22 protein-coding genes and 2 tRNA genes are annotated in these 19,709 nt (G+C 63.5%); 18 read left to right on the top strand and 6 right to left on the bottom strand.

The annotated features are described in order from the left end of the window. Positions 1–200 precede the first annotated feature (200 nt). A complete protein-coding gene (locus tag C492_RS00575; RefSeq protein WP_152424776.1) occupies positions 201–1,565 on the top strand; it encodes a hypothetical protein in 1,365 nt (454 codons plus the stop codon). A gap of 178 nt (positions 1,566–1,743) precedes the next feature. Here the strand turns inward: C492_RS00575 and C492_RS00570 are convergent, their stop codons facing one another. After that, entirely contained in the window at positions 1,744–2,067 is a 324-nt protein-coding gene (locus tag C492_RS00570; RefSeq protein ID WP_008419527.1) for a hypothetical protein, read from the bottom strand. A 102-nt stretch (positions 2,068–2,169) separates the two neighbouring features. Here C492_RS00570 and C492_RS00565 point away from each other — a divergent pair, with 102 nt between their 5' ends. Then, on the top strand, positions 2,170–3,108 hold the full coding sequence (locus C492_RS00565) for an HhH-GPD family protein (protein WP_008419525.1): 939 nt from the start codon (positions 2,170–2,172) through the stop codon (positions 3,106–3,108). Between the two features lie 601 nt (positions 3,109–3,709). On the opposite strand, the gene C492_RS00555 is transcribed toward C492_RS00565, so the two are convergent. Both C492_RS00555 and C492_RS00550 read right to left on the bottom strand, forming a co-directional pair. Continuing rightward, positions 3,710–4,420, bottom strand: coding sequence for an exonuclease/endonuclease/phosphatase family protein (locus C492_RS00555; protein WP_008419520.1), 711 nt, complete (start codon positions 4,418–4,420; stop codon positions 3,710–3,712). Between the two features lie 176 nt (positions 4,421–4,596). Next, a tRNA-Val gene (locus C492_RS00550) sits at positions 4,597–4,671 on the bottom strand. 180 nt (positions 4,672–4,851) lie between these two features. On the opposite strand from C492_RS00550, the gene trpD reads away from it, so the two are divergent. The 4 genes from trpD (at position 4,852) to trpG (ending at position 8,892) form a co-directional block, all read left to right on the top strand. Beyond that, positions 4,852–5,880, top strand: a complete 1,029-nt coding sequence (gene trpD, locus C492_RS00545; protein ID WP_008419518.1) for an anthranilate phosphoribosyltransferase — start codon at positions 4,852–4,854, stop codon at positions 5,878–5,880. Continuing rightward, positions 5,877–6,536: a phosphoribosylanthranilate isomerase gene (locus tag C492_RS00540; protein ID WP_008419516.1), complete on the top strand. Its 660-nt coding sequence runs from the start codon at positions 5,877–5,879 to the stop codon at positions 6,534–6,536. Before trpD ends, C492_RS00540 begins: the two co-directional genes overlap by 4 nt. Beyond that, on the top strand, positions 6,533–8,266 hold the full coding sequence (gene trpE / locus C492_RS00535; RefSeq protein ID WP_008419514.1) for an anthranilate synthase component I: 1,734 nt from the start codon (positions 6,533–6,535) through the stop codon (positions 8,264–8,266). Before C492_RS00540 ends, trpE begins: the two co-directional genes overlap by 4 nt. Then, positions 8,263–8,892, top strand: a complete 630-nt coding sequence (trpG, locus tag C492_RS00530) for an anthranilate synthase component II (protein ID WP_008419512.1) — start codon at positions 8,263–8,265, stop codon at positions 8,890–8,892. The genes trpE and trpG overlap by 4 nt, the downstream gene beginning before the upstream one ends. Before the next feature lie 282 nt (positions 8,893–9,174). On the opposite strand, the gene C492_RS24355 is transcribed toward trpG, so the two are convergent. Beyond that, on the bottom strand, positions 9,175–9,345 hold the full coding sequence (locus tag C492_RS24355; protein WP_169333428.1) for a hypothetical protein: 171 nt from the start codon (positions 9,343–9,345) through the stop codon (positions 9,175–9,177). Between the two features lie 942 nt (positions 9,346–10,287). Between C492_RS24355 and C492_RS00525 the strand changes: the two genes are divergently transcribed. The 3 genes from C492_RS00525 to C492_RS24350 all read left to right on the top strand — a co-directional run bounded on the left by C492_RS00525 (position 10,288) and on the right by C492_RS24350 (position 14,024). Continuing rightward, entirely contained in the window at positions 10,288–13,389 is a 3,102-nt protein-coding gene (locus C492_RS00525; RefSeq protein ID WP_008419510.1) for an adenosylcobalamin-dependent ribonucleoside-diphosphate reductase, read from the top strand. Between the two features lie 111 nt (positions 13,390–13,500). Next, on the top strand, positions 13,501–13,818 hold the full coding sequence (locus C492_RS00520) for a hypothetical protein (protein WP_008419509.1): 318 nt from the start codon (positions 13,501–13,503) through the stop codon (positions 13,816–13,818). 44 nt (positions 13,819–13,862) lie between these two features. Continuing rightward, a complete protein-coding gene (locus C492_RS24350; protein WP_008419507.1) occupies positions 13,863–14,024 on the top strand; it encodes an HVO_2523 family zinc finger protein in 162 nt (53 codons plus the stop codon). Positions 14,025–14,028: 4 nt separating this feature from the next. On the opposite strand, the gene C492_RS00515 is transcribed toward C492_RS24350, so the two are convergent. After that, positions 14,029–14,721 (bottom strand): TVP38/TMEM64 family protein, encoded by a 693-nt coding sequence (locus C492_RS00515; protein WP_008419506.1) that lies wholly within the window; start codon positions 14,719–14,721, stop codon positions 14,029–14,031. A gap of 87 nt (positions 14,722–14,808) precedes the next feature. On the opposite strand from C492_RS00515, the gene C492_RS00510 reads away from it, so the two are divergent. Beyond that, a complete protein-coding gene (locus tag C492_RS00510; protein WP_008419504.1) occupies positions 14,809–15,192 on the top strand; it encodes a DUF5830 family protein in 384 nt (127 codons plus the stop codon). A 1-nt stretch (position 15,193) separates the two neighbouring features. On the opposite strand, the gene C492_RS00505 is transcribed toward C492_RS00510, so the two are convergent. After that, entirely contained in the window at positions 15,194–16,159 is a 966-nt protein-coding gene (locus C492_RS00505) for a DUF7115 domain-containing protein (protein WP_008419502.1), read from the bottom strand. 102 nt (positions 16,160–16,261) lie between these two features. Between C492_RS00505 and C492_RS00500 the strand changes: the two genes are divergently transcribed. The 8 genes from C492_RS00500 to C492_RS00470 all read left to right on the top strand — a co-directional run bounded on the left by C492_RS00500 (position 16,262) and on the right by C492_RS00470 (position 19,341). Beyond that, positions 16,262–16,413: transfer RNA gene (locus tag C492_RS00500), tRNA-Met, on the top strand. 141 nt (positions 16,414–16,554) lie between these two features. Continuing rightward, on the top strand, positions 16,555–17,031 hold the full coding sequence (locus C492_RS00495; protein WP_008419501.1) for a hypothetical protein: 477 nt from the start codon (positions 16,555–16,557) through the stop codon (positions 17,029–17,031). Continuing rightward, entirely contained in the window at positions 17,028–17,174 is a 147-nt protein-coding gene (locus C492_RS25765) for a transposase (RefSeq protein WP_152424775.1), read from the top strand. Before C492_RS00495 ends, C492_RS25765 begins: the two co-directional genes overlap by 4 nt. Continuing rightward, positions 17,171–17,710 (top strand): DUF5798 family protein, encoded by a 540-nt coding sequence (locus C492_RS00490; RefSeq protein WP_008419499.1) that lies wholly within the window; start codon positions 17,171–17,173, stop codon positions 17,708–17,710. Before C492_RS25765 ends, C492_RS00490 begins: the two co-directional genes overlap by 4 nt. Before the next feature lie 171 nt (positions 17,711–17,881). Continuing rightward, positions 17,882–18,097: a hypothetical protein gene (locus C492_RS00485; protein WP_008419496.1), complete on the top strand. Its 216-nt coding sequence runs from the start codon at positions 17,882–17,884 to the stop codon at positions 18,095–18,097. After that, the gene (locus C492_RS00480; protein ID WP_083898725.1) at positions 18,094–18,348 is read left to right on the top strand and encodes a hypothetical protein; all 255 of its coding nucleotides are present in this window, start codon (positions 18,094–18,096) and stop codon (positions 18,346–18,348) included. Before C492_RS00485 ends, C492_RS00480 begins: the two co-directional genes overlap by 4 nt. Then, positions 18,345–18,743 carry a hypothetical protein gene (locus tag C492_RS00475; protein ID WP_008419492.1) on the top strand — a complete coding sequence of 133 codons (399 nt, stop codon included), beginning with the start codon at positions 18,345–18,347 and terminating at the stop codon, positions 18,741–18,743. Before C492_RS00480 ends, C492_RS00475 begins: the two co-directional genes overlap by 4 nt. 337 nt (positions 18,744–19,080) lie before the next feature. After that, positions 19,081–19,341: a MarR family transcriptional regulator gene (locus C492_RS00470; RefSeq protein WP_049892560.1), complete on the top strand. Its 261-nt coding sequence runs from the start codon at positions 19,081–19,083 to the stop codon at positions 19,339–19,341. Positions 19,342–19,709 lie beyond the last annotated feature (368 nt).

The following is a 19,709-nucleotide window of genomic DNA, read 5'->3' as shown; positions in this document are numbered from 1 at the left end:
TTCGAGGAAGGCGAGCGACGAAAGCACCGCAGGGAGACGCCATCGAGGAGCGTGGTTCGAGAGAGCCGTGCTCTCCTCAGTGGTCTCCGATATCCTGGTGGAGTTACAATTCTCGAGAAGTAAAAATATAATGGTTTGTTACACTCACCGAGAGAAAGGTATGTGTACTAATTAATGCGGTCTGATAAGACTGGTTGTAGATGTCGAAAGAAAAACCAGACCAACTGGGTAACGGGGGAAAGAGCGTCACTCGGAGGTTCTATTTGCAAGGGTTGACTGCCGCCGGAGTTGGACTGGGCGGCCTCTCGATGACGACTGGCGCGCAAACTGAGGACTCCCTTCCGGCACCGTTCTGTGGCGACGCTGCTACAGGGCCGACGGACCCGCCAGGACAGGCGGGACAGTGTATCGACTGCGTGCGTGAGGTCTGTGAAAACGAGCCGGTCGCCGTCGCCTTATTCAGTGGCGGTCTTTCCGGCCAATGCTTTACGCTCTCGCCCGAAGAGATTCCGGAAAATGCCGATTACATCACGCTCAAAGCAGGCCAGTACTGTTTCTTGGGCGAGGTCCCGGAGGATCCGCAGGAAGACGTTACGTGGTGCATAGAACAATCTAACGGTCAACCGGACAGGTTGCCGGACATCAGCAATGTAACTCTGTACACGTGTCCAGACGAAGCTCCCCCGTCTGTCGACGACGTAGACGTTACCTGTGAGCAAATAGTCATCACCACCTCGAACATCGACGATGGTGAAACGCTCGACGTGACGGTTGATTTTTCGGACGGATCCACGGAGGAATATACCCCGACAGTCACCGATAACCAGGCGACCGTTACGTTGCCTGGCGATCGTGACCCAGTAGACCTTCGGATCGAGTACGACGGGCTAATTCTGTTCGATGCAGGTGTGGCGGCATCGGATGCACCATGTGGGGATAACCCGGCCGTCACCGATATTGAGGTCACGTGTGCACAGATTACTATCCAGACCACGAACATCGACGAGGGCGAACAGCTGGATGTAACGGTGGACTTTACGGACGGTTCCACAGAGACGTACATATCGACGGTCGGTGCTACCGGTGTTGTAACGGTCGAACTCCCGGGGGATCGCGATCCGGAACGTCTCACCGTAGAGTACGAGGGGTTACTGCTGTTCGATCAGCTCGTGGCAGCAGCGGATGCACCGTGTCGGAGACAGCCGGAGTGCCCGCCGGGTCTCGACATCGTATACAAGTACTACAAGAAGAAAGGAAAGTGGTGTCCGAAAGTCGAAACCGGAGGCGATCCGGATGCATTTTCGATCGAAGGTGACCGCAAGAAGGTGACGATCTCTGCACCCTTCCCGTTCGCCGTCAGCTATGCCGTGCAGCAAAAGAAACACGACAAGTGCTACGACGGCCAGAAGGACACACACCACAAGAACTGCAAGGAGCAGGACCCTGTACTTGCCGAGCCAGTCGACGGTCAGTACTGTGCGACGATATCGTGCAAGAAGAAGATCTGCTGGTTCCGCGTCTTCTGTCCGGAGGATAACTCGGGCGATCCCGTCAGTAACAGTTGAACAGGGCCCGGAGATCCAAACAGCTGAAGCCGACAGCGGTCTTTTGTGCGCAGACTGGGTTAGTACGGTTCGCTGCGCGGCCCGTACCGATCGCGAATTTCGCGGCCGGCACCAGATACGGAAGTCGCTACTCCCCACCGCTGTCTTGCTGGGACGCGAAAGTCTGCGTCGCTCGAGCCTAGAACTGGTACCGCCGCTCGTCGTCCATGCTCGGATACTGGTCGGCCCCGGTCATCTCGTCGTAGGTCATCCCCGAGAGGTACTCGTCGTAGGTGACGTCGTACCCCGAGCGCAGCTGGAAGTCGAGTTTGCCGCTGTCGACGGTCGTCTGGAACAGCATGTGGATCGCCCGCCGGACGAGTTCGTCGGTCGCCTCGGGCTCGAGGGCCGTCTCGAGCAGCGCCAGCTCGTTTCGCGTCTCCCGGTCGAGGGCGACGGTCAGCTCGTCGCCGACGTCGGCGTACGACTCCTGCATCTCCTCGTTGAGGTCGTCGAGGCTCATAGGGGGGCGGACTCGCGCGGGCCGGATAGACCTTTCGTGCTCGCCCTCGAGTACGGGCGGCGATCCAGTACACGTAAGCCGGGGCGGTCGCTAGAACGGCCGATGAGTGACGCCGACGCAGACGTCGACGCCGACGAGCCGTCGGTGCCCGACGACCTCGCGGACGTCCGCGAGTCGCTGATCGCGTGGTACGAGGACGACCACCGCTCGTTCCCCTGGCGTCGGACCGACGACGCCTACCAGATCCTCGTCAGCGAGGTGATGAGCCAGCAGACCCAGCTCGACCGGGTCGTCGACGCCTGGGAGGACTTCCTCGAGCGCTGGCCGACGACCGCCGAGCTGGCGGCCGCGGATCGAGCCGAGGTCGTCGGCTTCTGGACCGACCACAGCCTCGGCTACAACAACCGCGCGAAGTACCTCCACGAGGCCGCCGGACAGGTCGAGGAGGAGTACGACGGCGAGTTTCCGACGACGCCCGAGGAGCTCCAGGAGCTGATGGGCGTCGGGCCATACACCGCGAACGCGGTCGCGAGCTTCGCGTTCAACGACGGAAACGCGGTCGTCGATACGAACGTCAAGCGCGTGCTGTACCGAGCCTTCGACGTCCCAGACGACGAGTCGGCCTTCGAGGAGCGGGCGAACGAACTCATGCCAGCGGGTCGCTCACGGGTTTGGAACAACGCCGTCATGGAACTGGGCGGGGTCGCCTGTCGACAGACGCCCCGCTGCGACGAGGAGGAATGTCCCTGGCGCGAGTGGTGTTCGGCCTACGAGACGGGGGATTTCACCGCCCCGGACGTGCCGACCCAGCCCAGCTTCGAGGGGAGCCGTCGGCAGTTTCGTGGACGCGTGATCGGAACCCTACGGGAGTACGACGAACTCGAGCTCGACGCGCTCGGGCCGCGGATCCGGGTCGATTACGCCCCCCAGGGCGAGCACGGCCGGGCGTGGCTCGAGGGGCTCCTCTCGGATCTCGCGGACGACGGGCTAGTCGAGGTCGAACGGCGGGACGGGACGACGGTCGCGCGCCTCGAGCGGTAGGCGTCGAACGGCGTCTCGAGGCCCCGCTCGTCCTCCTCTCGCTAGCTCGAGCGAGGCAGGCGGTATCAGGCGTCGCTCCTCGTCGTTATGGGAGAACGATCGGTTGGGGCAGATTCGAACCTCGACGAGACGTGCTCGCTCACGGCGCGAAGCGCCGTTCACAAGCGCGGTCGCCGACCGCGCTCTCGCTGCGCGCGACTCGTCTGGTTCAAACTGCTCAACGTGACGGACGCACTCCTCACTGCGTTCGTCGTGCTAGTTCGTCAGAAATGGGTTGGGGCAGATTTGAACTGCTGCGAGACATGCTCGCTCCGCTGCGCGTGACTCGCGTAGTTCGCACTCGCCTTCGGCTCGCGCTCACTGCCGGCCTCCTCATGAAGGTGTCGGACGACAGAAACAAAAAACAACCCGCGGACAAGTCACTCACGATGTGCACACGGTCCGTGTACTCAGGTCTGTAATTGGGACTGGTCGCGCAGATCTGGCAGGAGTCTCTGTCGTGATTCATGGTGAGACAAACATGGCACGACAAATGACTCCCAAACAAGCCGCCGAACGGTACCTCAAAGAAAGAGAGCCTAACACTAGTAAACTAATTAGTTTACTCTATATCGAAGTTGATGGTCAGAGGCATATGATCACTATGTTCTGACCACGTTATGTGCTCTCCAACTTCGAAATTAGATACAGAATCAACGAGCCTACTCGGGATAAAGAAATGGTCTGTATGGAAGGGACGATCCTCTTTCCTATGCATATAGAACGTGGATTCAGACTCATCCCCATACTTATCACCGCTAATCGTGTGATACGCACTGCATAGACCGTGATCCTCCAAATCAGAGATCACATCCATATAGTCCCCACACAACCCATATTTCGGGTTCTCATCCCACTGCACATTCCAATTCACATCCCCAGCAATTATGCAGTCTTCATCGAGAAAGTCGTAGTGTTGTAATGCGGTCCACAGCTGTCCGATATAGCGTTTCTTCGGGTTTTCCTTGTTGTTCATCGCCCACACGTTCAGCAGTTTTAGATCGGGTTTCTCGACGATTCTGACCGGCAGAAAATATTGAGCAGGGACTTCTTCTTCAATTCGGTCTAATGTGTATCCGTTGCGAGTGTAGACCCCGAGTCCTTTGTTGGGGTTGTTTCCAGTCCACTCCCAATCACTGAATTCATCCCATGTACCGTTATGCTCAGGGTGTTCTGACTCTTGAATCAGCAAAATGTCTGGATCGTGATCCTCCAGTAAGGCACTCTTCTTTTTTCGGAACGCCATGTTCGCGTTCCACGATACGATTTTCATACCATAGAATATCCATCCAATACATTAGTTCCACTGAAAATATAAATATCCGAATTGAAATCAATACTGAGAGGCCTATATAGAATTTACACACGCACCCTTTGGTTCTCCGAGATCACTACGAGTCGACGTAGGAAACCTAATCAGGATTCCTTGTGAAAGCGGTTCGCGAGAAATGGGTTGGGGCAGATTTGAACTGCCGGCCTCCTCCATGTCAAGGAGGTGTCATAACCAGACTAGACCACCAACCCGCCTGGTTTCGCGTCCGTGGCGTCGTGCGCCACCTCGCCTGCACTCCTTGCTTGCCGACGGCCGTAATTGAAGGTTTCGAATCGTCGGTCGTGCGTAACTCTCCACCACGGACGGCGATACGCTTAAGTCCGTGTACGAATTTGAACATCATAAGACAACTCCGTACATTGGTACTCACTATGCAGGACTTCATCGAACGCGTCACGGACGGCGAGGATCTCACGCAAGAAGACGCTCGAGCGGCCTCGCGGGCCGTCTTCGAGGGTGCAACCGACGCCCAGATCGGCGCCTTGCTGACGGCGCTGCGGGCGAAAGGCGAGACTGAGGCCGAGATCGCCGGCTTCGCCCAGGGGATGCGCGAGGCCGCCCGCACGATCGAGCCCGATCGGGCGCCGCTGGTCGACACCTGCGGTACCGGGGGAGACGACTACGACACGATCAACGTCTCGACGACCAGCGCGATCGTCGCCGCCGGGGCGGGCGTTCCGGTCGCCAAACACGGCAACTACTCGGTGTCCTCGTCGTCGGGCAGCGCGGACGTCCTCGAGGAGGTCGGCGTCGAGATCGAGGCCGAACCTCCCGCCGTCGAGGACGCCATCGAGCGCGACGGGATCGGCTTCATGCTCGCGCCCGTCTTCCACCCGGCGATGAAGGCCGTCATCGGCCCGCGCAAGGAACTCGGGATCCGGACGCTGTTTAACGTCCTCGGGCCGCTGACCAACCCCGCTGGCGCCGACGCCCAGGTCGTCGGCGTCTACGACCCCGATCTGGTGCCCGTCCTCGCGGACGCGCTCGCGCGGATGCGCGTCGAACGCGCGCTGGTGGTCCACGGCGCGGGCACCGACGAGATCGCGATCCACGGCGAAACCCGCGTCGCGGAGGTCGAGGGAACCGACGTCGAGGAGTACACCATCGAGCCGGCCGACATCGGGCTCCCCGAACACGAGATCGGCGACATCGCGGGCGGCTCGCCGACCGGGAACGCCCGCGACATGCGCGGGATCGTCGAGGGCGAGGTGGCCGGCGCCAAGCGGGACGTGATCCTCGCCAACGCCGGCGCGGCGGTCTACGTCGCCGGCGAGGCCGACTCGCTCGGGGCGGGAGCCGACGCCGCGCTCGAGGCGATCGAGTCGGGCGACGCCGCGGCGAAACTCGAGGAGCTCTGCGCCCAGAACCGCGCCGAGCCCCCGGAGCAGGAGGCCCGATGACGCGGGTGAAACTCTGCGGGACGACCGACGAGGACGATCTCGAAACGGCCGTCGCCGCGGGCGCCGACGCGGTCGGACTGATCTCCGAGGTCCCCGTCGACACCCACCGCGAGCTCTCTCGTGTCCGCGCGACAGAGCTCGCTGCGGCCGCGCCCCCGTTCGTGACGAGCGTCCTCGTGACGATGCCCGAGACGCCGACGGCGGCGATCGAGCTGGTCGAGACGGTCGGCCCCGACGCCGTCCAGCTTCACGGGACGCTCGCGCCCGAGGCCGTCGCGACCGTCCGCGAGGAGGTCGACGCGACGGTGCTGGTCGTCCTCGAGGCCGGCGAGACCGACGCGGCGACCGCCCGGCGGTACGACGCGGTCGCCGACGGGCTGCTCGTCGACACCCCCGCGGCCGAGGGCGGCGGGGGCACCGGTGAGACCCACGACTGGGAGCTGACCCGCGAGCTGACGGCCGACCTCGACTCGCCGATCGTCCTCGCGGGCGGACTATCGCCCGCGAACGTCGCCGACGCGGTGCGGACGGTCGAGCCGTTCGCCGTCGACGTCGCCAGCGGCATCGAGGACGCCGACGGCGCGACCGACGCCGACGCCGCCCGAGCGTTCGTCGAGCGAGCGAGAAGGGCGACCGCACCGATCCCCCACTCATGAGCGAGGCCGAACGAACCCCGACCGAGGCGCCCGCACTCGACCTCGACCGGGAGGCGTTTCGCTCGCACGTCGGCGACGCCGACGCGGACCGCCCCGTCGTCGTCCGGGCCGTCGCCGAACTCGAGGTCGAGACGTCGCCGCTCGCGGCCTACGCCGCGCTGACCGGGCGAACGAGCGACCGCGAGCGGTCGCCGTACGNGCTCGAGAGCGCGGAGAAGACGGCCTCGAGCGACCCCGACGGGGCCTTCCGACCGAACGCCTCGCGGGCCGACCGCCACGCCCGGTACTCCTACGTCGGCTACGATCCGGAGGCCGTCGTCACCGTCGATCCCGACGGGGCCTCGGTCGAGGCGCTCTCGGCGAATCCGCCCCTCGAGGACCTCGAGCGCGATCCCGACGGGGACACCGTCGACACCCTCAGAGCCGCCCTGCCCGACGCTCGGCTCGCGAACTTCCCGGACCACGATCGACAACATCTGGAGGGGGGACTCGTCGGCTTTCTGGCCTACGACGCCGTCTACGACCTCTGGCTCGAGGAGGTCGGCTGCGAGCGACCCGACTCGCGGTTCCCCGACGCGCAGTTCCTGCTCACGACCAAAACCGTCGCGTTCGACGAGCGCGACGAAACCGTCTCGCTCGTGTTCACGCCCGTCCTCGAGGACGGCGACGACCCCGACGCGGTCTACGATCGCCTGCTCGCCGAGGCCGAGGACGTCGCTGGGACCCTCCGGGAGGCGTCGGCGCCGGAGCCGGGCGGGTTCGTCCGCGAGGACGAGCGCGCGGGCTCGCGCGAGGAGTACCAGGAAAGCGTCCGACGGGCGAAGGAGCACGTCCTCGACGGCGACATCTACCAGGGCGTCATTTCGCGCACCCGGGAGCTGTACGGCGACGTCGACCCGATCGGATTCTACGAGGCGATGCGGGAGATCAACCCCTCGCCGTACATGTACCTGCTCGAGCACGACGACCTGACCGTCGTCGGCGCGAGCCCGGAGACGCTGGTCTCGGTGCGCGGTCGCGAGGTCATGTCGAACCCGATCGCGGGCACCTGCGACCGGGGTGCCGGACCCGTCGAGGACCGTCGCCTGGCCGGCGAGATGCTGGCCGACGAGAAGGAACGGGCCGAACACACGATGCTGGTCGACCTGGCGCGCAACGACGTGCGCCGGGTCGCCGAGCCCGGTTCCGTGCGGGTCGACGAGTTCATGAACGTGCTGAAGTACAGCCACGTCCAGCACATCGAGTCGACGGTGACGGGTCGGCTCGCGACGGACGCGGACGTCGCCGAACCGCGCTCGGCAGCCCGGGAGACCGCGTCTCCCGATGCGTTCGACGCGACGCGGGCCGCGTTTCCGGCGGGCACCCTCTCAGGGGCCCCGAAGATACGCGCGATGGAGATCATCGACGACCTCGAGTCCGAACCCCGCGGGCTGTACGGCGGCGGGGTCGGCTACTACTCCTGGACTGGCGACGCCGACTTCGCGATCGTGATCCGTACCGCAACCGTCGAAGAAGGCGCGGCGCCACGCGCCGCGGATACGCGAGCGGGGAACCCGCGAGCCAACGGCGACTGCGATCGGATCACCGTCCAGGCCGGCGCCGGACTGGTCGCCGACAGCGACCCGACCGCCGAGTACGAGGAGACAGAAAAGAAGATGGGCGGCGTGCTGGCCGCCCTCGAGGCCATCGAGGACGAACGGACCGAGGCGACGCCGGAGGTGGGTCGATGAGCGCGACCGAGGCCGAGGGCGAGCGCGATTCGGAGGGCGAGAGCGTCCGCGTCCTCGTGATCGACAACTACGACTCCTTCACCTACAACCTCGTCGAGTACGTCAGCCAGCAGCCCGGCGCCGAAACCGAAGTGCTCAAGAATACGGCTTCGCTCGAGGATGTCCGCGCCGTCGACCCCGACGGGATCATCGTCAGCCCCGGTCCGGGTCATCCGAGAAACGACCGCGACGTCGGCGTCTCGACGGCCGTCCTCCGAGAGGTCAGCCCCGAGGTCCCGACGCTGGGCGTGTGTCTCGGCCTCGAGGCGGCCGTCTACGCCTACGGGGGCTCGGTCGGTCGCGCGCCCGCCCCGGTCCACGGGAAGGCGTGGGCGGTCGACCACGACGGCGAGGGCGTCTACGCCGGCCTCGAGCAGGGGTTTCGGGCCGGCCGGTACCACTCGCTGGTCGCGACCGAGGTGCCCGACTGCCTCGCGGTGACGGCGACGGCCGACCACGACGGCACCGAACTGGTCATGGGCGTGCGCCACCGCGAGCACCCCCTCGAGTGCGTGCAGTTCCACCCCGAGAGCGTCCTCACTGCGGTGGGCCACGACGTGATCGAGAACTTCCTCGAGGAGCTGTGACGGCCATCGACTCGTCTATCCTCGACGCGCGACGTTCTGTTACCCCCGGCTGAGAGACCTCGATTGCAGTGGCGCGCGCTGACAGTGGACGAGCGACCGAACGAAGTGAGTGAGCGTTAGCGCGGAACCGACGGTTCCGCGAACCATGCAAACGGGCGCTTCGCGCCCGTGAGCAGAAATCGGCTGGGGAGGGCGTGGCAACCTTGTGTTGCCAACTCGAGCAGAACGCTCGAGTTCGCGGCTACTACTTCGTCGACGTGATCGTCCTACAACTGAGTGGGCTTACCCAATTACGCCGACGGTGTAAAGCCCCGCGAGGGCGACGCCGGCGACGATGCCGACCCGGACGGCGAGTTTCATCGCCACCCGGACCGCGAGAATCGCGACCGCGACGAGGGCGAGGGCGACCAGTGCGAGCAGGAGTCCCGTGCTGGAGGTCAGTGGCTCGAGCATACGCGAGACTCCGGACGGCAACTATGTAGTCTTTCTGGATATATTGAAATACTCGAGTAGCGTACTGTTTCTCTTCCGAACTATTTCCGGAGTAGATGAGCGAATTCATCGCCCGCAAATTTACTTTCAGTCTGATCTGAAAATCATTAAGACGGTCGCCGCCGTAGTCTCTCGTAAGCGCGAAGGGCCGTTTCGCCCTCGCGTCGCGACCGTGACGGAGTAGATACATAGCTACGCAACTGTGATTGTATTACCACAACAAGAATGGAAGAATACCACTACAATTATGTGGCACCGATGAATACCAAATCTTCGTCAGATAACACTGACCGCGTGTACGACCCGCGCGCTAACAAGAATTGGTCGTGGTGATACATCATCGTAAGAAGCGTACCAGAGATCATCGCATCGGGCGGTGTTGGCCTTGTCTACTTTGGTGAGTGGGTCAGGGCCATCCTCATCGCCCTTGCGGTGATCCTATGGCGATCCGAATTGGTACTCAAACATCGTTCCTAACTGCGATCACAGTCAGGGCGATATTCTGGTATTTTGCCACACACTTTAACTAGTGGTGGCATGATCCAGAATACGCAATTCCAGCATATTAAGCTTTACAGAACAAAGTTCTGGCTTGCCGCTGTATTCTGAGGTCGTATCACCAATGTCATTTAAATTACTAGAAGCATCCGCCAACTGTTAAGACCATCCATCTCGTATCCACTAATGAGAATAATATCGCCTTCGTTGGAGCGAAAGAAGGCCTAAATCGTAGATACATCTGAACAAATTAACTTGTACTACCACAATATGGATAGGAGTAGAACAGTATGCTTATGAGGAAAGCATGAATATCGAACCTTCGCTACAGATGACCGACGCCATAACTTGGACCTGCGCCAGAATCAACAGACGTCGACGGGTTAGCTACGAGGTGACCCGCGCATGAGCGAGTCCGACCTCTCCGCGGAGGAGCTTACCCTCCCCATCAAGCGCACCGAGGGCGACACCCTCGAGGGGCGCCTGACCGCCAACGCCTACGAGAACATTCTCCCCGCCCGATACCTCCGCAAGGACGCCGACGGCGAGCTCATCGAACGACAGGAGGACCTGTTCGACCGCGTCGGCAAGAACATCGCGCTCGCGGAGGCCGTCTTCGAGGCCGAAAAGCGCGACCTCGAGATCGCGGTCGCGCCCGACCAGCTCAAGCCCGACCACCCGCGGCGGGACGAACTGGCCGCGGAGGTCTTCGGTGCCGGTACGACGGCGGACGATCAGGCCGAAGCCGCGCTCTCTATCTACAACGTCAACAAGTTCGCCTACGACACCGTCGTCCCGGAACTCCCCGACGAGATCCGAACGCACGTCGAGGACGTCGCCGAGGAGTTCCAGGAGATGATGGAAAACCTCGACTTCATGCCGAACTCGCCGACCCTGATGAACGCGGGCGACGAGCTCCAGCAGCTCTCGGCGTGTTTCGTCGACTCCCCCGAGGACGACATCGACGACATCCACCAGACCGCGAAAGAGGCCGCACAGGTCTTCCAGAGCGGCGGCGGGATGGGCTACGCCTTCTGGCGGCTGCGCCCCTACGGCGACGCGGTCGGCTCGACCGGCGGCATCGCCAGCGGCCCGATCACGTTCATGCGCACCTACGACCAGATGTGCGAGACGATCGCCCAGGGCGGCGCGCGACGCGGCGCCCAGATGGGCGTCATGCGCGTCTCCCACCCTGACGTCATCCAGTTCATCCACGCCAAGAACAAGGACGTCTCGCTGGCCGAGACGCTCCGGCTGAACGACCCCGACGACTACACGCACACCTCCTTCCAGGACGCCCTGGACGAGGCCCGCGAGCTCATCGACGACGAGGGTCGCGTCCCCAAACACCTTCGCAACGCCGTCGAGGGTCACCTCTCCAATTTCAACATCTCCGTCGGCGTCACCGACGACTTCATGGAAGCTCTGCAGGCGGGCGAGGAGTTCACGTTCACCAATCCGCGGACGGGCGAGCCCCACGTCGCGACCGCGGAGACCAAGGAACTGTACGAGATGTTCGGCCTCGGCGAGCACGTCGAGGTCGGCGAGGAGCTGTCGATTCCCGCCGAGGAGCTCTGGGACGATATCGTCGAGGGCGCCCACGAGAACGGCGAACCCGGCGTGATCTACCTCGAGCGAGTGAACAAGCAACACTCCTTCGACGTCGAGAAACACCCCGACCACCGCATCCTCGCGACGAATCCCTGCGGCGAGCAGCCCCTCGAGGAGTACGAGGCCTGTAACCTCGGCCACATCAACCTCTCGACGCTCGCCGACCTCGAGGCGCCCGACTGGCGCGTCTGGTACGACGAGCACGGCGAGGAGTACGACGACCTCGAGGCGGCCGTCGACGCCTTCCTCGAGGAGGCGATCGACTTCGAGGAGTTCGATCGGCGCATCGAGATGGGGACGCGCTTTTTGGAGAACGTCGTCACCATGTCGGACTTCCCGGTCGAGAAGATCGAGCAGAAGGTTCGGGAGATGCGCAAGATCGGCCTGGGCATCATGGGCCTGGCGCAGCTGTACATCCAGCTGGGCATGGAGTACGGCAGCGAGACCTCCAACGAGGTCGCCCGCCAGCTGATGACCCACATCAACCACACCTCGAAGTGGACCTCCCACGAGCTCGCCGAGCAGCGGGGCAGCTTCGAAGAGTGGGACACCTCCAAGTACGCGAACCCGACCGAGTACCGCGAGTGGTTCGAACACCAGACCGGTCTCGACGCCGACGACTGGGCCGAGGGCTTCGCGATTCGGAACCACAACACGACGACCATCGCGCCGACGGGCACGACCTCGATGGTCGGCAACACCACCGGCGGCTGCGAGCCGATCTACAACGTCGCCTACTACAAGAACGTCTCCGACGACGTCCAGGGCGACGAGATGCTCGTCGAGTTCGACGACTACTTCCTGCGCGTACTGGAGGACAACGACGTCGACGTCGACGCGGTCAAGGAGGAGGCCAAAGAGCAGATGGCGACCAACCGGTTCGAGGGCGTCGAGGGACTCTCGACGGTGCCCGACGCCATCGGCGAGCTGTTCGTCACGACCGGCGACCTCTCGGCGAAAGACCACGCCGGCGTACAGGTCGCCTGTCAGGCCGGCGTCGACTCCGCGATCTCGAAGACGGTCAACGCGCCCAGCGACTCCACGCTCGAGGACGCCAAGGACGTCTTCGAGTACATCTACGAGCACGGCGGCAAGGGCGTCACCTACTACCGCGACGGCACTCGTAGCAAGCAGGTGCTGACGACTCGCGCCGAGAACGCCGACTTCGCCGACGAGACCGAGGCGGCCGAGGCGCTCGCCGAACAGATCGAGGAAATCTTCGGCGGCCTCGAGGCGTTCCTCGAGAGCGACGAGGTTCAGGACGTCCTCGAGGACGACGGCGGCTCGCTGGCCGAGGCGGACGACCGCGACCCCGTCCAGGTCGACTTCACCGAGAAGCGCGAGCGCCCCGACGCCCTCCACGGCGTCAGCCAGCGCATCGACACCGGCTACGGGAAGGTGTACGTGACGATCAACGAGGATCCCGAGACGGGCCAGCCGTTCGAGCTGTTCGCGAACATCGGTCACTCGGGCGGGTTCACCAACTCCTTCACCGAGGCCCTGGCGAAGGTCATCTCGACGTCGCTGCGCTCGGGCGTCGACCCCGAGGAGATCGTCGACGAACTCTGCGGGACCCGGAGCCCCAAGGTAGCCTGGGACAAGGGCGAGCAGATCCAGTCGATCCCCGACGCCATCGGCACCGCGATGCGTCGCTACCTCGAGGGCGAGATCGACAAGCCGTACCCGACCCAGCAGACCTTGGAGGACGCCGCGGACGCCGAGATCACCGACGGACCGAAGACCGACGGCGGCGCGGCCACGGAGGCGGCGAGCGACGACGTCCAGGACCTTATCGACGCGGGCGAGTCGCCCGAATGCCCCGACTGCGGGGCGCTCTCGCTGTACTACTCCGAGGGCTGCAAGACCTGCGAGTCCTGCGGCTGGAGCGAGTGCTAACCGGTCGCTGAGTCTCCCTCTCGTTCGTTTCTCGCGGTTCGTTTCACGTCTCGATCTTCCCCCATCATGCTCAGGTGATACTACTTTGCGCGTCGCGTGCGAACGTTCAGCATGAGAACGACGCGATCGCTCGTTATCGAGACCGATACCGACGAGGTGCTGCTGGGCGAACCGGTGACGATCCGCGTGCGGGACCGGTTACAGAACCCCCTCGAGGGCGTCACCGTCTCCACCCGGCGGAAGGGCGTTCGAACCGACGAGACGGGACGCTGTCAGCTCACCTTCCACGCGCCCGGCCTGTGGTCGCTCACCGCGACCAAGCCGAGCGAGGGCGAGATCACCTACAGGCCCGCGACGACGCTGTTGCGTGCGGTCACCAGACCCGCGATGGCGCGGCGGGTCCGTCGGATCGCCGCTCTCTCGGAGTGAACCGGAACCCCGCAGTACTTGGGGACTCGAGCGAACGGACGCGTATGAGCGACGAGGAGAGTACGGACGCCGACGGACCGATGGACGCCGCGTCCGCCGGCGCGCCCACCTGTTCGTACTGCCAGGCGCCGCTGTACGAGCGCCACTGCAAGTACGTCTGTCCGCAACACGGCGTCGTGATCGACTGCAGCGATCCGTTCCGGTGAGCGCTCACGCGTCGGCGCCTCCGACGACTCGGGACTCGGACAGCCGACGGTAGAGCGGCCCGCCGACCAGAAGCGCCGCGGCGAGCGCGCAGCCGAACGCCAGCGAGAGCCCCGGCCCGTCGCCGCCGGCGGCAACGGTCGCCGTCGAGGCGCCGACGGCGACTCCGGCGACCGTCCAGGGGAGTTCCCCGACGGCGGTTCCGACCAAAAGCTGTCCGAGCGAAACGCCGCTGACCGCCGCGGCGCAGGTCGCGACGTCCGAGGGGATCGGCGCGAACCGGGAGGCGACGACGCCCCGGATCGGTCCCGCAACGTCGTAGTAGCGTCCGACTGTACCGCGGGCGCGCTCGAGGAAGCCCTCGAGTCGGCCGGCGGGGGCTCCCCGCGCTCCACTGAGGACTCGGCGGGCGATCAGAAAGACCGGCACGGCGGTAGCCGTGGCGCCGGCGAGGGCGATCGGGACCCCGAGCGGGACGCCGTAGCCGTGTCCGACGACCACCGCCAGCGGCGTCGTCGGCAGGGCGAGGGCCGGCCGGAGCAGGTACAGTCCCGCGACGAGGACCCCGAACCGTACCGGGTCGGCCGTCGATGATTCGACGACGGCGACGATCCTCGAGGGCGACACGAACAGACCGAATCCGACGACCGCACCGAAGATGGCGACCGCGGCGAGTGCGCGACTCGGGGGAGTGCTCATCGCCCGTCGTTCGAAGCGGTCGGTTGAAGCCTTTGTGTCCGACCGTCAGCACAACGTTTATTCGCCCCGCCGGGTCAGTGTCGGGCGATGAACGGCGACGAGCCCGCGGTCGATCCGACCGACGACCGAGTCGAGCTCGGGCTGGCGCTGCTGGAGCGACTCGAGCACGAGTCGCTGCCGCTGCCGGCGGTCGTCGATCGGATCGAAACCGTCACCACCGACCCGACGGTGACCCGGACGATCCTCGACCAGGCCGAGCTTCGGGGGATCATCGGCCGCGAGGACGGGATCGTCCGTCCGAAGAGTCGCCAGTACGTGCGGTTCGACCGGGACGTGATCACGAAAGAGGGGGAGTTCTCCTGTCGGCGCTGCGGCTCGGGGCTGTCGACGGGCTACTTCATCGACCTCGAGGCCGGCGAACTCGGCCCGTACGGCTCCTCCTGTATCCGGAAGGTGACGGGCCGGGAGTAGCCTACCGGCCCTGGCGGAGCTCCTCGACGAGTCGGTCGATCGTCCGGCGTTGCTCCCGGAGGCGCTCGTTCTGGCGTTCGATAGCGTCCTCGAGGGCCTCGAGGCGCTCGAGGACCTCCCGGTCGGGTCCGTCGTCGCTCGAGGAGGCGACGGCCGCCCGTCCGACCTCTCGAGTGGGCTCTGCCGTCGAGGCGGCGGCGCCGTCGGCCATCGGCTGTCGAGACTCGACCGCCGCCCGTCGACGCTCCGACGGTCGAGCCCGAACGGCTCGCCGAGAGGTCGACGCGGCCGTCGCGCCGTCCGGAGCCGCGTCGGTCGCCGACTCCGACCTCCCGCGATCCTCGTCGAGATCCCTCCCGGCGTCGGCCTCGTAGTAGGAGATCAGCGCTCGCTTGAGCCGCTCGCGTACGTCGTCGGCCGCCTCGTTCGGCGTCTCGATCCGGCGCTGGCGGCCGTCGACCTCGAGGACGATTCGGGTCGCGACGTCACCGCTCTCGAAGGAGAGGTTCGTCACGTTCTCGAAGTGATACGCCCGGTATCCGTCGTCCCAGACGGCGCGTCCGACGTGCTCGATCAGGCGCTTCTCGGTCACCACGAGCGTCAGGTCGTCGAACCGGTACACCTCGACGAGCCCCTCGCCGGGATCGACGGCGCCGTTGGCCTCGAGCATCCCGATCAGGATCGGCCCGAGGACCTCCTCGACTCGGCCGGCGGGGACGGTCAGCTCGCGGGATCCCTCGAGTGGGTACTCGAGGGTCAGCGCGGACTTGCGACGGCCTTCCGAGAGGGTCAGGCGGTCGGCGTCGTAGGACAGCTCCTCGATCGATTCGTCGGTCAACAGCCCCTCGGCGCGGTAGACGATGCACTTCGAGTCGGCGACGAAGAGTTCGTCGTCACCGCCGATCGAAACCCGGGTGCGGATTTCCTCGCCGCGGAGTACGGACTGGACGATGGCGGGAACGGTCATTATCCGGCGTTGGGTAGGGCAGGTGATAAATGCGTGGGTCCTGCTTGCATGGCCGTCCGGAAAGGGAAGGTTAAAGAAACAGACCGCACTACTCGAAAACGAGCCCGGGTGGCTTAGCTGGACATAGCGCCGCACTCATAGGGTTCAGAGATTCGGTGCGGTTTCGCCTTGGAAGCCTCCGTGTCCCACAGAGGACTGCCGAGCCTCGAACCTGGGACATGCGGAGATCGAGGGTTCGGAGCCCTCCCCGGGCACTCATCAAATTCTTTACATGCCCACGTAAAAACACCCCGAGAGACGGGCGTTTGCAATCATTCCTCGAAATCCTGTAGTGCCAATTCTATAGCAGATCGCGGTTTTCGGCACCCTCAAGCGGCGGCAACGGAGGTAGCAGCATGACGTCCGTCGCGGACAATCGTGCGCGCGGCCTGGATGTTGAAGACGAGAGCTGCCGTCAGTGGCCCCTCAAGCCGATCGTTGATGACTGCGGCCGACGAGACGACTGGTACGATCTCGTCGCGACAGAGCCCTTCAGTGTCGCTGCTCGGTCGGTCGACGCCGGTGATCCGATCGAGTGCAAGTCCTGCTGGGTTCGATACGAGTCGCGACAGCGTCGTGGCCAGTGGTGGATCTCGCGCGCGAACCACGAGCGCCTCGTCAATGCCAGCGGCTGGTACATCCTCTCGGTCGTCGCTCCCGATACGGAGTACATTGTCCGGATGTCGCTGGTCGCCGCATCGGTCGTCGACGGGCTTATTGACGGCACGTGGTGGAACTGCGGCCGCGGCGGTCAGACCGTCGAGCAGTACAAACAGCTCCCGTGGTCGACCGTCTTTGACCCTGCCGAGGTTCCCGGAGGTGAACGCGCGTGAGTTCGTCTACGAGCGCGTACGAGCCCGACTGTCCCGAGTGTGGCTGGATCCTCCCTGAGTCCTGGCGCCTCGAAGACGATCGCTCTCGCTGGGAGTGTCGCAACTGTCGGCATACCTTCGGTGTCCACGAGGTGATTCAATGAGCGTCGCTCCTCGAAGCGCCGAGGACGTGAAGGAGCTGTTCGAGTCGCTCCGCGATCGCATCAACGACTTCGAAGCGCGGCTCGACGCGTTCTCGAACTGGCTCGAGAACACCGACGACCGCGTCAGCGAGCTCGAGGACGAGAACGACGAACTTCGAGCCCGTCTTGATGCTCTCGAGTCGCGGATGAACGTCCTCGAGGACGACTCCAGCAGCAAGGAGGGGAAGATCCAGCAGATCGTCGCCGGCGCCGAGAACAATCGCACCGGCGATCAGTCCGCAGTCGTGATGAACGCCGCGAAGATCGTGACGGTGACCGGCGTCTCACGACGCTACGCATACGACCTGATCGAGGACCTTCCCAAGCAACACCACTGGATCCTCACGCGGAGCGAAGCGAGAGAGCGCCAGTTCGGAAGCATCGAGATCGACGACGGGAAGCAAACAAAGGCGATCGTGATCGACTTTGAAGCACTTCACAGCGACCCGGAGGCTGTGAACAAGTTCACCACAAGCTCCGAGGGAGGGGGGCGGTAGAGATGGGTTCTTTCCAGCGCGGAATTCCACCGCCCTTTCATTCGGCTAAAATCTCGTTGTAGTAGTAGTGTTAATTATCGAACGATTAGCGGTGGGTGTGTTCGCTCTCGGCTCTCTCTCGGAGAGAGCGAGGGAGTTCGACCCGCCGTCGGCCTGTGGTGAACAAGTTCAATGGGCACTCAGAACACATCGGCGGAAGCGAGCACTCGCAATCTGGGAGAAGAGATCCTTTCTCGCCTCTCTCGGAGCACGTGGGCGAAACAGTTCCTGATCGAGGCGGTCGTCGACGAAACCGGCTGTGATCACGAGACTGTCCTCGAGGTATTCAACGATCTCGAGAACCGGGGTCGGATCTACACCTTCAACGGGGTGGTCAAGCGGACATGAGTGTCCCGACACAAGCAGCGACGTCCGACCGCCCGCGGTATCCGGAGATCGACGAGGACATGGGCGAAGATCCCGCACGGTTTCTCTCCTCGTCTGAGCGCTACCTCCCGCTAGCTCGAATCCTCAGGATCCAGGATCGCGGTCTACTCTCGGCGTACCGTGCCGTCGAGCTCCGCGAGTTCGGTGGTCGCGACGTCATCCTCGAGGCGATCGACGAGCGGGAACACGAGCTTATGGAGGAATTGCGATGAGTGAAGCAGACTCTCCAGATGGGATGACGGAATCACAGAGACGCAAACGTAGTAAGGGCGCCTATGAGACAGTTATCCACACTATCGAATTCAATTCGGGCCGAGTCCAGCCACCGCTCGCGAAACAGCCGTCGGTGATCGGCTCGCTGCACGCTGCAGGTTACGGAAGCTACGGCCTCGATAGCCTTCATAGCACAATCGTGGCTTGCTGCGAGAGCGGCGACCTATTCCGAGCAAAGGACGCCAAGGCCGATCCGCGACTCGGGATCAATAACGAGCAGAGACTGGTCGAGAAGATCGAATCGAACCTCTCGTACGATAGCGACCCTCGGACAGATGTAATTGGACTTGCGAATCAGCGGATCGCGTTCCTCCGAGGTGATCGCGATACCTGAGGAAGCCGATCGCGTCTGTGAGGCCTGTGGTATCGAGAAGATCGGCGAGCGCTGTCCCACTCGCTGGTGTAGCGACCGTCACCCGAGTGTCGACGAAGTCCTCGGAGACCGTAATCGAAATGATATATAATGACACGCGCTGTTTTGAATGCCATGAGCGCCGGATCGGCGACTCGAGGACGTGTCACAACTGTGGCTCCGACCTCGAGTACGAGGAAGGTGATCGGAATGTCTGACTGCTCGCACCACGATTGTCTCGGATCGACGGTGATCGAACCTACCCGTCTCGAGGATGCCGTCTGCTATCGATGCGAGGCGATCAACCCGGAGGTGGACGATGTCGAGTAAGGGGCAGACATCCTCGGAGGATACGACCCTCGCAGACCTGCCGCCGAGCTCGAAACTGATCCACAAGATCCTCGAGCACGAGGACGAACTTACGCAGCACCAACTCGCCGAAGAGTCCTTACTCAACCAACGCACGATCCGGTACGGTATCCATCTCCTTGAAGAGGAGGGGCTGATCGACAGCCGACCGAGCCTCGAGGACGGACGCCAGTCGCTGTACTCCCTCCCAGGTGATCGCGATGGCCGGTAACACGAAGATCCACGTCCGATTCGGGGGCTCGTGCTCCGGCTGTGGGAAATGGATCCAAGCAACGCCGACACTCAAAACCAGCTCGAAACTCACAGAGGCCTGGATCCGCTGCGGGAACTGCGGCCAGATCACACTATGCGAGCAGGATGCAACCAAGCCGGCTGGCAAACTGACTGATTCTGATGAGTGAGGAACTCGAACAGCTCCCACCGACAGCAAGATTCGTCTACTATCGGTACTTCCCGAACGTCGCTTCGTGAACTGTGCTGAGCCATGGATGAACAGAGCGAATGCCGGTGTGGTAACTGAGTGAACAGGAAATAGAATCCACGGATGAGGAGAAGTGAAGTAAGAAGGCTGAGATACGC

The sequence above is a fragment of the Natronococcus jeotgali DSM 18795 genome (genome assembly GCF_000337695.1).
GTDB lineage: Archaea > Halobacteriota > Halobacteria > Halobacteriales > Natrialbaceae > Natronococcus > Natronococcus jeotgali.
Note: the sequence above shows the minus strand (reverse complement) of the source record. Positions and strands in the feature narration are given on the sequence as shown.

Excerpts from the sequence above, each read along its gene's own strand:
- C492_RS24355 (WP_169333428.1), bottom strand. The coding sequence starts at position 9,345 with ATGCTCGAGCCACTGACCTCCAGCACGGGACTCCTGCTCGCACTGGTC.
- C492_RS00525 (WP_008419510.1), top strand. The coding sequence starts at position 10,288 with ATGAGCGAGTCCGACCTCTCCGCGGAGGAGCTTACCCTCCCCATCAAG.
- C492_RS00495 (WP_008419501.1), top strand. The coding sequence starts at position 16,555 with ATGACGTCCGTCGCGGACAATCGTGCGCGCGGCCTGGATGTTGAAGAC.
- C492_RS00515 (WP_008419506.1), bottom strand. The coding sequence starts at position 14,721 with ATGAGCACTCCCCCGAGTCGCGCACTCGCCGCGGTCGCCATCTTCGGT.
- C492_RS00570 (WP_008419527.1), bottom strand. The coding sequence starts at position 2,067 with ATGAGCCTCGACGACCTCAACGAGGAGATGCAGGAGTCGTACGCCGAC.
- trpG (WP_008419512.1), top strand. The coding sequence starts at position 8,263 with ATGAGCGCGACCGAGGCCGAGGGCGAGCGCGATTCGGAGGGCGAGAGC.
- C492_RS24350 (WP_008419507.1), top strand. The coding sequence starts at position 13,863 with ATGAGCGACGAGGAGAGTACGGACGCCGACGGACCGATGGACGCCGCG.
- C492_RS00505 (WP_008419502.1), bottom strand. The coding sequence starts at position 16,159 with ATGACCGTTCCCGCCATCGTCCAGTCCGTACTCCGCGGCGAGGAAATC.
- C492_RS00520 (WP_008419509.1), top strand. The coding sequence starts at position 13,501 with ATGAGAACGACGCGATCGCTCGTTATCGAGACCGATACCGACGAGGTG.
- trpD (WP_008419518.1), top strand. The coding sequence starts at position 4,852 with ATGCAGGACTTCATCGAACGCGTCACGGACGGCGAGGATCTCACGCAA.
- C492_RS00510 (WP_008419504.1), top strand. The coding sequence starts at position 14,809 with ATGAACGGCGACGAGCCCGCGGTCGATCCGACCGACGACCGAGTCGAG.
- C492_RS00565 (WP_008419525.1), top strand. The coding sequence starts at position 2,170 with ATGAGTGACGCCGACGCAGACGTCGACGCCGACGAGCCGTCGGTGCCC.
- C492_RS00555 (WP_008419520.1), bottom strand. The coding sequence starts at position 4,420 with ATGAAAATCGTATCGTGGAACGCGAACATGGCGTTCCGAAAAAAGAAG.
- C492_RS00480 (WP_083898725.1), top strand. The coding sequence starts at position 18,094 with ATGAGTGTCCCGACACAAGCAGCGACGTCCGACCGCCCGCGGTATCCG.
- C492_RS00475 (WP_008419492.1), top strand. The coding sequence starts at position 18,345 with ATGAGTGAAGCAGACTCTCCAGATGGGATGACGGAATCACAGAGACGC.
- C492_RS00540 (WP_008419516.1), top strand. The coding sequence starts at position 5,877 with ATGACGCGGGTGAAACTCTGCGGGACGACCGACGAGGACGATCTCGAA.
- C492_RS00490 (WP_008419499.1), top strand. The coding sequence starts at position 17,171 with ATGAGCGTCGCTCCTCGAAGCGCCGAGGACGTGAAGGAGCTGTTCGAG.
- C492_RS00575 (WP_152424776.1), top strand. The coding sequence starts at position 201 with ATGTCGAAAGAAAAACCAGACCAACTGGGTAACGGGGGAAAGAGCGTC.
- C492_RS00485 (WP_008419496.1), top strand. The coding sequence starts at position 17,882 with ATGGGCACTCAGAACACATCGGCGGAAGCGAGCACTCGCAATCTGGGA.
- C492_RS00470 (WP_049892560.1), top strand. The coding sequence starts at position 19,081 with ATGTCGAGTAAGGGGCAGACATCCTCGGAGGATACGACCCTCGCAGAC.